This window comes from Cellulosimicrobium cellulans (genome assembly GCF_042723955.1).
GTDB classification, from domain to species: domain Bacteria; phylum Actinomycetota; class Actinomycetes; order Actinomycetales; family Cellulomonadaceae; genus Cellulosimicrobium; species Cellulosimicrobium cellulans_H.
In genome coordinates this window covers 13,102-23,123 of record NZ_JBHXIC010000006.1, presented here as the reverse complement: position 1 = coordinate 23,123, position 10,022 = coordinate 13,102, and the positions used below count along the sequence as shown (strand labels likewise).

Here is a 10,022-nt window from a genome sequence, read left to right as displayed (position 1 = left end):
AAGTAGAACGGTGGCTCGCGCATCGGTGAACCACGGTTCGACCTCGCGCTACCAGGGTTCTACTTCGCGCGACCAGCGTTCTACCTCGGCGGATCGTGGGTCAGACGGCGGCCGGGACGTCGTGCGGGACGGGCCGATCGGCGTCGCGCGGTGGCCGCTCGGCTCGCGACCACTCGCCGCCGCGGGCACGGACCGCGACGAGCAGGACGACGAGCCCGACGGCCGTCATCGCTGCGCCCGCCCACAGGGGCGACGTGAATCCGAGCCCGGCGGCGATCGTCAGGCCACCGATCCAGGCGCCGAGCGCGTTGCCGACGTTGAAGGCGGCGATGTTCGCGCCCGACGCGAGCGTGGGCGCGCCCTGCGCGTAGGACATGACGCGCATCTGGAGCCCGGGGACGGTCGCGAACCCGAAGGCGCCCATGAGGACGAGGCTCACGACGGTCATGACCTGGCTCGTCGCGGTGAGCGCAAACACGCCGAGCACGACCGTGAGCGACGCGAACAGCACGACGAGCGTCGTGCCGAGACGGCGGTCGGCCGCACGCCCACCGACGAGGTTCCCGACGAACAGCCCGCCGCCGAACAGGACGAGCAGCCACGGGACCGACGCCGACGTGAACCCGCCCACCTCCGTGAGCGTGAACGCGATGTACGTGAACGCGCCGAACATCCCACCGAACCCGAGCACGGTGATCGCGATCGAGAACCACACCTGCGCGCTGCGGAACGCGGCGAGCTCGCCGCGCAGTCCGGTCCTGCCCGACGCGCGGTCCGTCCCGGGCGAGGTCCTGCCGCCGGGCGCGGGGACGCCGTCGGGCGAACCGACCCGCGACGGGACGAGCAGCGCGATCCCGGCGAGCGCCACGACACCGATGGCGGTGATGGCCCAGAACGTCGCGCGCCACCCGGCGGCCTGGCCGAGGAACGTGCCGAACGGGACGCCGAGCACGTTCGCGATGGTCAGCCCGGCGAACATGATCGAGATGGCCCCGGCGCGCTTCTCGGGCGCGACGAGGTCGGCCGCCACGACGGCACCGATCCCGAAGAACGCGCCGTGGCACAGCGCCGCGACGACGCGGCCGAGGAGCATGACCTCGTACGTCGGCGCGACGGCGGACAGCAGGTTGCCCGCGATGAACAGGACCATGAGGCCGAGCAGGGCCTTCTTGCGGTCGACGCGCGTGAGGGCGGCGGTGAGGCCGATCGCGCCGACGGCGACGGACAACGCGTAGCCCGAGATGAGGTAACCCGCGACGGACTCGGTGACGCCGAAGTCGGCGGCGACCTCGGGAAGCAAACCCATGATGACGAACTCGGTGAGCCCGATGCCGAAGCCCCCGATGGCGAGGGCCCAGAGGGCGACTGGCATGACGATCTCCTGGTCCGGAGGGAGGTGAGAAGCGTTGCGCACGCGTTCACCTGGCGCCTGCACTTGTTGCAGACGCGCGCTATCGATAGTTGCACGCGCCGATTAGTTGCACAAGCGCTATAGTTGTGACGGCACGCACGCACCCGAGGAGGGACCCATGGGCATCGCCGACGACGCCGTCGAGATCCGCGCACAGGGCTGGCGCACGCTCGCCGCGCTGCACGGGCTCATCGACGCAGCGCTCGAGCGAGCCCTCCAGTCGGAGCACGACCTCTCGGTCGTCGAGTACACCGTGCTCGACGCGCTCTCCCGGCAGGACGGCTGGCACATGCGCATGCAGCAGCTCGCGCGCGCCGCCGCCCTCTCCCCCAGCGCGACGACCCGGCTCGTCAACCGGCTCGAGGACCGCGGCCTCCTCACGCGCATCGTGTGCCAGGACGACCGCCGTGGGATCTACACCGAGCTCACGCCCGCGGGCGAGGTCCTGCTGCTCGCCGCGCGGCCCACCCACGACGCGACCCTCGAGGCAGCCCTGCACGACGCGACGGAGACGCCCGAGCTCGCGTCGCTCGTCGACGCGCTCCACGCGCTCCCGGCCCCCGCCGACGCGAGGTAGCTGCGCCAGCCCCGACCGGCGCGCCGTCGTCCGGGGCGAGCGCGGTAGAGCCAGGCGGGAGAGCGGACGACCGCCCGGTCAGGCCTGCCGGTCGACCCCACCGAGCGCGGCGCGGACCTCGCCGACGATCGCCGCCATCGCCGCCTCGGCGGCGCGCGGGTCGCCGTCCGCGACGGCCCGCGCGACGGCCTCGTGCTGGTCCAGCGCCTCGGGCACCGGGGACGCGGGCATGAGGCCCAGGTGCGTCCGTCCGCTGAGCACCGCGGCGACGACGCCCGCGAGCGCGCCGAACATCTCGTTGCCGCTCGCGCGGAGCAGGAGCTCGTGGAAGCGGACGTCGAGCGCGAGGAACTCCTCGAGGTCGCCCGCCTCGCCGAGCATCCGCATGCGCGCGGCGGCCGCGACGAGCTCGGCGCGCTCCGCGGCGGTCGCGTGGACTGCGGCGCCCGCAGCGGCGAGGGGCTCGACGGCGTGGCGCAGCTCGGTGAGCGTGCGGAGCTGGGAGTCCCGGCCGGGACCTTCGAGGCGCCACCGGATGACGCGCGGGTCGAGGACGTTCCACTCCTCGATGCCGAGCACCACGAGCCCGACGCGCCGCCGGGACCGCACGAGGCCGAGCCCTTCGAGGAGGCGCATGACCTCGCGCGCGACGGTGCGCGAGACGCCGAACTCGGACCCGATCGACTCGAGCGTGAGCGGCGTACCGGCCGGGACGTCGCCGCTGGTGATGCGACGACCCAGGGAGTCGAGCACGGTGGTGTGCAAGACCGTCGTCGCCATGCCTCGCAGCCTAGTAGCGGCGATTGGTGTGATCAATCACTTGCCAAAGGTAGTACCAATAGCCCACAGTGGAGGCCAGCGACGACCACGACGGTCGCCGCCCGGGGAGCGTCCGGCATGGCGCCGACCCGCCCCGGACGCCCCGCCCGACACGGAAGTCGACACATGGACACGGACGTCAGCACCACCGACCGGACCGACGACGCCGGAAGCTCCCAGCCCCAGCACCTCGTCGTGATGGGCGTCGCCGGATCCGGCAAGACCACCGTCGCGACGCTGCTCGCCCGGCACCTCGGCACCGAGTACGCCGAGGCCGACCAGTTCCACCCCGAGGCCAACATCGCCAAGATGAGCGCCGGGACGCCGCTCACCGACGAGGACCGGTGGCCGTGGCTCGAGGCGATCCGCGACTGGCTGAGCGCCGAGGCGGACGCCGGGCGCTCCGGCGTCGTGACCTGCTCCGCGCTCAAGCGGTCCTACCGCGACCTCCTGCGCACCGCGCGCGGACAGGTCTGCTTCGTCCACCTCGACGGCAGTTCCGACCTTCTCGCGGAGCGCATGGCGCACCGCAGCGGGCACTTCATGCCCACGTCGCTCCTGCCCTCACAGCTCGCGACGCTCGAGGCCCTGGACGACGACGAGCCCGGCTTCACGCTCGACGTCGCCTCCACGCCCGAGCAGATCGTGGACGAGATCCTCGCGCGCACGCGGCTGAGCAGCGCGCCCGGCGCCCGCTGAGCGCGCGCCCCGACCGTTCTCCCCGTTTCCACTCACCACGACGTCGACGGAGACACCGATGCCCCCTGAAGACTGGACACAGACCCTCACCGCCGGGCCGCTGCTCGCGATCGCCGCAGGAGCGATCGCGCTCCTGCTGTTCCTCATCATCAAGCTCAAGCTGCACGCCTTCCTCGCACTCATCCTCGTCAGCCTGCTCACCGCGGTCGTGGCGGGCATCCCGACCGGCTCGGTCATCGAGGTGCTCACCGCCGGGTTCGGCACCACGCTCGCGACCGTCGCCCTGCTCGTCGGGCTGGGCGCGATGCTGGGACGCCTCGTCGAGACGAGCGGTGGCGCGAAGGTCATGGCGGACTTCCTCATCGGGAAGTTCGGCGAGAAGCGCGCGCCGCTCGCGCTCGGTCTCGCGTCGCTCATCTTCGGGTTCCCGATCTTCTTCGACGCCGGTCTCGTCGTCATGCTGCCGATCGTGTTCTCGGTCGGCCGCCGGCTCGGCGGCTCCCTCCTGCTGTACGGCCTTCCCGTCGCGGGCGCCTTCTCCGTGATGCACATCTACGTGCCACCGCACCCCGGTCCGGTCGCCGCGACCGAGTTCCTCGGCGCGAACGTCGGCATCGTCATCCTCCTCGGCCTCGTCGTGGCGATCCCCACCTGGTACGTCACGAGCTACCTGTTCAGCCGCTTCGCGGGACGCCGCATCGAGCTACCCATCCCCGCGATCCTCGGCGAGGCCGACGAGGACCAGCTCGAGAACCCGCCGAAGTTCGGCACGGTCGTCGCGATCCTCCTGCTGCCCCTCGTGCTGATCTTCGCCAACACCGGGCTCGACGCGCTGCGGGTCGCCGGCGCCGTCGACGCGGAGAACCCCGCGGTCCAGACCCTGCGCGCGATCGGCGCGACGCCGGTCGCGCTGCTCATCACGGTCCTCGTCGCGGCGTGGGTCCTGGGTCGGCGTCGCGGAGTCTCCGGGACCGCGCTCGAGAAGACGCTCGACTCGGCGCTCGGCCCGGTGTGCTCGGTCATCCTCATCACCGGGGCCGGCGGCATGTTCGGAGGCGTGCTCCGCGCGACGGGCATCGGCGACGCGCTCGCCGACGTGCTCGGCGACCTCGGGCTGCCGGTCATCGTGGCCGGGTTCCTCATCGCCGCGATCCTGCGCGTCGCGCAGGGCTCCGCGACCGTCGCGCTGACGACCGCCGCGGGGCTCATCGCCCCCGCCGTCGAGGCGGGCGGCTTCAACGCGATCGAGCTCGCCGCCGTCGTGGTCTCGGTCGCCGCGGGCTCGGTGGTGCTCAGTCATGTGAACGACTCCGGGTTCTGGCTCGTCGGCCGGTTCTTCGACATGGACGTCAAGACGACGCTCCGCACCTGGACGGTCATGGAGACCGCCATCGGCGTCATGGGCTTCGCCATCGCGGCGCTCGTCTTCGCCGTCGCCTGACGCGCGGCGAGCACCGCGAGGACCGCCCGGGCGCGAGGCCCGGGCGGTCCTGTCGTGGCGGACGTCAGCTCCGGTCGGTGAAGACCGGGGCGTAGGCGTCCTGGTCCGCGACCCAGGACTTCCGGCGGAAGCGCTGGAGCGACAGGCCGAGGAGCGTGAGCAGCCCCGCCATCACGAGCAGTCCGAGGTCACCGCCCGCACCGGTCGTGGCGAGGGCCGTCGGGGCCGAGGCCATGACGGTCGAACCGCCCGTCGCGGCGGTCATCGCGCCGTTCCCGGCGACCGGGTTGAGCACGCGGGTCACCGTGCCGTTCGTACCGTCGGACGTCCCCGGGTCACCAGAGTCGGTCGGGTCCGTCGGGTCCGTCGGGTCCGTCGGGTCCGTCGGGTCCGTCGGGTCCGTCGGGTCCGTCGGGTCCGTCGGGTCCGTCGGGTCCGTCGGGTCGGTGGGGTCCGTCGGGTCGGTGGGGACCGCCGCCGTCGGGCACGCGGCGGAGGCGTCGCCCAGCAGGCCCACACCCACGCCGCACACCGTGACGGGCACCGTCACCGGGAGCTCGACGTCGAGGTCGGGCAGCGCGCCGAGCACGCCGTCGTCACCGAGCACGCCGTCGAGCAGACCGTCGTCGCCCAGCAGGCCGTCGTCACCGAGCACGCCGTCCAGCAGACCGTCACCCGACGATCCGCCGCCGAGCAGGTCGTCGACGAGACCGTCCTCGCCGAGGACGTCGTCGAGGAGTCCGGCGTCCCCGCCGAGCACGCCGTCGCCCAGCAGCCCGTCACCGAGCAGGTCGTCGACGAGACCGCCGTCGCCCAGGACGCCGTCGAGCAGGCCCGAGCCGCCGGGCGCGTCGCCGGAGCCGGCCCCGTCGCCGGAGCCATCGCCGGTGCCACCGCCGACCGTCGCGTCGCCGCCGATGCCGACCGCGACACCGGAGACGTCCACGGGGACGGTGACCGGCACGTCGAGATCCACGTCGGCACCGGAAGCGGCCGTGTCGTCGTCAGCGCCCGCGGCCGGCGCAGCCGGAGCCGTCGGGGCCGGCGTGACGGCCGCGTCGCCCAGGACGCCCACCGCGACGCCCGAGACGTCCACGGGAACCGTCACCGGCACGTCGACGTCCACGTCGGAGCCCGACCCCGCTGCGCCGTCGTCGGTGCCCTCGGCGCCGTCCGCCGGGTCTGCCGGCGTCGTGGGTGCGGGCGTGACGGCCGCATCGCCGAGCACACCCACCGCGACACCCGAGACGTCCACCGGGATCGTCACGGGGATGTCGACGTCCACGTCCGCCGAGTCCGCCGGAGCGGGCTCGGGGGCGGGAGCCGGTGCGGGCGCCGCGTCCGCGGCGGGCGTCACCGCGGCGTCGCCCAGGACGCCGACGGCGACTCCCGACACGTCCACCGGGATCGTCACCGGGACGTCGAGGTCGACGCCCGCCGGCCCAGCCGGAGCAGGCTCGGGTGCGGGCGCCGGCTCGGGTTCCGGTGCGGGTGCGGGTGCGGGTTCCGGGGTCACCGTGGCATCCCCGAGAGCCCCCACCGCGACGTCGGACACGGTCACGGGGACGTTCACGGGAACGTCCACCGCCACGTCGGGAAGGACCTCGGTCACCTGGCTCAACGGAGCCTCGACCGACACGTCCAGCCCGAGGTCGCCGAGGAGGTCGCCCTCGGCTGCGTGGGCCGCTCCGGCCCCGACGACCACGAGGCCGCCTGTGACGAGCGCTGTGCGCAGCGCGCGCCGAACGAAGGTGTGCATGATCGTTCTCTTTCCTGCTCAAAGGTGGTGGCGCACGACGGCGCCGGGTCGCGTCTGCCGCGCGACGCGCGGCGGCGGACCACCTCAGGCAGGAGAGACAGGGACCTCGAAGAACGTCGAGGGGTGCTTCGACCGCGCGTCGTCCACGACGGCGGTCCAGGACGAGAGTGCGGGGGCGTCGGCGCCGTGGCCGACCGCTGCGAGGTCGCCACCCGACCCGGCGCGCTGCGCGCTGCCGGACGGGGTGGGCGAGGTGCCGAGCCCGCCGTCGGAGGGGGCTCCGCCGGGCGCCGTCGGGCCGCCTGCGGGCGCAACAGTGCCCGGCGGAGCTGTGGCCTGGTCGAAGAGCTGTCGGCCGTTGCCGTTCCCGAGCGGCGCGCCGAGCCTCGCGCCGAGAGCCGGTGTCGGGCCCGCGCGGTCCGCACCGGCCGGTGGTGCGGACGGTAGCTCGCCACCCGCCGAGAGCGGCACCACCGGGGCGGCGGGGCCGAGGTCAGGACCATGCTCCACGGCGCCGGGCGTCGTCGGATCGACCGTGCCCGGGGTCCCCGGGCCCGTCCCGGGCGCCTCGGGCAGCACGGGCGCGAGCGGGTCCAGCGGCGTGAGCGGGCCCGTGACAGGACCGAGCACCGGATCGGTGACCGGCGCCAGGGCGTCGAGGACCGGGGTCAGCGCCTCCAGGACCGGCGCGACCGGGTCGAGCGCCGGTGCCACGGTCTCGAGGACCGGGTTCACCACCGGGGCGACCGCCTCGACGACCGGCGTCGCGGCCGGCACGACCGCGTCGAGGACCGGCGTGGTCACGGGGGCGACGGCGTCGGTCACGGGCTGCACGACGGGCGCCACCGGCGCGACGACCTGCTCGACCACGGGAGCGACCGGCTCGACCACCTGCTCCACCACCGGGGCGACGGGCCGCACGACCTCCTCGACCACAGGCGCGGCGGGGGTCACGACCTTCTCGACGACCGGGGCGACCGGCTGGACGACCGGGGCGACGACGTCGCGCACGACCGGCTTCACGACGTCCTGCACGACCGGGTCGACGACGGCCTCGACCGTCGAGGTCACGGGTGACAGGGCCTTGCCGAGACCGAGCGGGTCGTCCGCGGCGGACGCGCCGCCCGCGGTCGCGACGGCGAAGGCGAGACCCGCACCGAGACCGCCACCGGCCACGAGCGCGCGCACGAGCCAGCGACGGGCGGCTGGTGCGCGCCTGCCCTGCGCGTCGTGCGTCGCGTCCATCGTGTGCCCCGTGGGTCCGTCGGTGCAGCGAAGGGGCGGGCCGGCAGGCCCGTCCGGGGCCACGGTAGGCACGCCCGTGTGACGCTCACCACCGGGAGCGCCCGAATTCACCCGACGGTTGCCCCGAACACCAGGCCGAGGAGGTAGGTCGCCGCCGCCGCGCCGAAGCCGATACCGATCTGCCGGAGCGCACGCGTCAACGGGGACGTCCCCGAGAGCAGGCCGACCGTCGCGCCGGTCGCGAGGAGTGCGATCCCCACGAGGAGCGCCGCGATGCCCACGGCGACGAAACCCGACAGGCCGAAGAGGTAGGGCAGCACCGGGATGAGTGCGCCCGACGCGAAGAACAGGAACGACGAGACCGCCGCCCCCATGGCCGTGCCGTGCGTCTCGTGCTCGTCCGTGCTGGGCGGCGGCGCGATGACGGTCTGCTGCGTGTACGTCGCGAGGACGTCGGCGGCGTGCTCCTCCGCCTCCGCCGGCGCCATGCCGCGCGCCCGGTAGACGAGGGCGAGCTCGTTCGCGTCCACGTCGAGGTCAGGCAGCGCGGCGGACGCCTGCGGGCAGGGGGTCGAGGCGTCGAGCAGCTCGCGCTGCGACCGCACCGACACGTACTCCCCCGCGCCCATCGACAGGGCGCCCGCGAGCAGGCCCGCGAGCCCGGACAGCAGGACCGTGCTGTTCGACGCCCCGGACGCCCCGATGCCGAGGATCAGCGCGAGGTTGGACACGAGCCCGTCGTTCGCTCCGAACACCGCGGCGCGGAACGTGCCCGACATCCGGTTGCGCCCGCGCGTCGCGAGCCCGCGCACGACCTCCTCGTGGATCCGCTCGTCCGCGGCCATCGTCGGTGTCGCGTCGGCGTCGGTGTCGTACGTCGAGCGCGCCTCGGCGCGCTGGGCGAGCGCGAGCACGAAGACGCCGCCGAAGCGGCGCGCGAGCCAGCCGAGCGTCCGGGTGCGCCAGTCGCCGCGCAGCGGCTTGCCGACGTCGTCGCCGAGCAGGTCGAGCCAGTGCTGCTCGTGCCGCTTCTCCGCGTCCGCGAGCGCCAGCAGGATGTCGCGCTCCTCCCCGGTGCGACGGCTCGCGAGGTCTCGGTAGACGGCGGCCTCCGCCCGCTCGTCGGCGAGGAACCGCCGCCACCGCCGCGCTTCCTGCGGCGTCGGCCGGCCCTCGCCGGCGGACGAGTCGCGGAGCCCGGCCGCCCCGGTCGGAGCCCCGGTCGGGGGTTCGGGAGGCGTGCCGGACGGCTGCGCGGGTCTCGTGGGCATGCCTCCATGATGGCGATCTCCGGCCTCGCCGTGTTGCGCGCGGCCGAACGAGGTCCCGGGGGTCCCCGCGACCCGCGTTCCGGGCGACCCCAACCTCGGACGGCTCGTCGTCCGGCGTCGTGGTTGGATCGGAGCATGACCACTGGAGAGAACGAGCTGTCCCGCCCCGAGGTCGACGCGCCGGAGGGCCCTGCCCCCACGGAGCTCGTCGTCGAGGACATCACCGTCGGCGACGGTCCCGAGGCCACGCCGGGCGCGACCGTCAACGTGCACTACCTCGGCGTCGAGTACGAGACGGGCGAGGAGTTCGACGCCTCGTGGAACCGCGGGCAGTCGATCAACTTCCCGCTGCGCAGCCTCATCGCGGGCTGGCAGCAGGGCATCCCGGGCATGAAGGTCGGCGGGCGCCGCAAGCTCGTCGTGCCGCCGGAGCTCGCCTACGGCCCCGCGGGCGGCGGCCACCGCCTGTCCGGCAAGACGCTGATCTTCGTCATCGACCTGCTCGGCGTCTCCTGACCGACGCGCACCGCGGAGGGCCCTGGTCGTCGACCGGGGCCCTCCGTCGTCGTGCGGCCTCCCTCGGGCGCCCGCGGCATCAGCTCGCGGGTCCGGGGCACGGGACCAGGTCGGGGGGGGGCGGCCCCGCCCCCGCGGGGGGCCCCCTACCCCCCCGCCGCGCCGCCCCCCGGGCCGGGGGGGGGCGCCGGGCGCGTATAAACAACACCCAGCCCCCCAGACAGGGCTGCCTCCCGGCGCGTTTAAACAAAAACCCTCCCCCCCGAACAGTCGGACGCAGCGGT

Annotated in this window: 9 protein-coding genes; 4 read left to right on the top strand and 5 right to left on the bottom strand. The window is 74.2% G+C overall.

Annotated elements, in window-relative coordinates; genetic code table 11:
- Positions 1-100: 100 nt before the first annotated feature.
- Positions 101-1,372 (bottom strand): MFS transporter, encoded by a 1,272-nt coding sequence (locus tag ACFWH7_RS03080; RefSeq protein ID WP_378214960.1) that lies wholly within the window; start codon positions 1,370-1,372, stop codon positions 101-103.
- A 157-nt stretch (positions 1,373-1,529) separates the two neighbouring features.
- Here ACFWH7_RS03080 and ACFWH7_RS03075 point away from each other — a divergent pair, with 157 nt between their 5' ends.
- Positions 1,530-1,988, top strand: a complete 459-nt coding sequence (locus ACFWH7_RS03075) for a MarR family winged helix-turn-helix transcriptional regulator (protein WP_378214959.1) — start codon at positions 1,530-1,532, stop codon at positions 1,986-1,988.
- Between the two features lie 78 nt (positions 1,989-2,066).
- Here ACFWH7_RS03075 and ACFWH7_RS03070 read toward each other — a convergent pair whose 3' ends face one another.
- A complete protein-coding gene (locus ACFWH7_RS03070) occupies positions 2,067-2,768 on the bottom strand; it encodes a FadR/GntR family transcriptional regulator (protein ID WP_378214958.1) in 702 nt (233 codons plus the stop codon).
- A 165-nt stretch (positions 2,769-2,933) separates the two neighbouring features.
- On the opposite strand from ACFWH7_RS03070, the gene ACFWH7_RS03065 reads away from it, so the two are divergent.
- Both ACFWH7_RS03065 and ACFWH7_RS03060 read left to right on the top strand, forming a co-directional pair.
- Entirely contained in the window at positions 2,934-3,506 is a 573-nt protein-coding gene (locus ACFWH7_RS03065) for a gluconokinase (RefSeq protein WP_378214957.1), read from the top strand.
- A gap of 58 nt (positions 3,507-3,564) precedes the next feature.
- Positions 3,565-4,947 (top strand): GntP family permease, encoded by a 1,383-nt coding sequence (locus ACFWH7_RS03060; protein ID WP_378214956.1) that lies wholly within the window; start codon positions 3,565-3,567, stop codon positions 4,945-4,947.
- A gap of 64 nt (positions 4,948-5,011) precedes the next feature.
- On the opposite strand, the gene ACFWH7_RS03055 is transcribed toward ACFWH7_RS03060, so the two are convergent.
- The 3 genes from ACFWH7_RS03055 to ACFWH7_RS03045 all read right to left on the bottom strand — a co-directional run bounded on the left by ACFWH7_RS03055 (position 5,012) and on the right by ACFWH7_RS03045 (position 9,222).
- A complete protein-coding gene (locus ACFWH7_RS03055; RefSeq protein WP_378214955.1) occupies positions 5,012-6,706 on the bottom strand; it encodes a hypothetical protein in 1,695 nt (564 codons plus the stop codon).
- A gap of 84 nt (positions 6,707-6,790) precedes the next feature.
- Positions 6,791-7,951 carry a hypothetical protein gene (locus tag ACFWH7_RS03050; RefSeq protein WP_378214954.1) on the bottom strand — a complete coding sequence of 387 codons (1,161 nt, stop codon included), beginning with the start codon at positions 7,949-7,951 and terminating at the stop codon, positions 6,791-6,793.
- 107 nt (positions 7,952-8,058) lie between these two features.
- Positions 8,059-9,222 carry a VIT1/CCC1 transporter family protein gene (locus tag ACFWH7_RS03045; RefSeq protein WP_378214953.1) on the bottom strand — a complete coding sequence of 388 codons (1,164 nt, stop codon included), beginning with the start codon at positions 9,220-9,222 and terminating at the stop codon, positions 8,059-8,061.
- Between the two features lie 135 nt (positions 9,223-9,357).
- Between ACFWH7_RS03045 and ACFWH7_RS03040 the strand changes: the two genes are divergently transcribed.
- Positions 9,358-9,738, top strand: a complete 381-nt coding sequence (locus ACFWH7_RS03040; protein WP_087470098.1) for an FKBP-type peptidyl-prolyl cis-trans isomerase — start codon at positions 9,358-9,360, stop codon at positions 9,736-9,738.
- Positions 9,739-10,022: the final 284 nt, after the last annotated feature.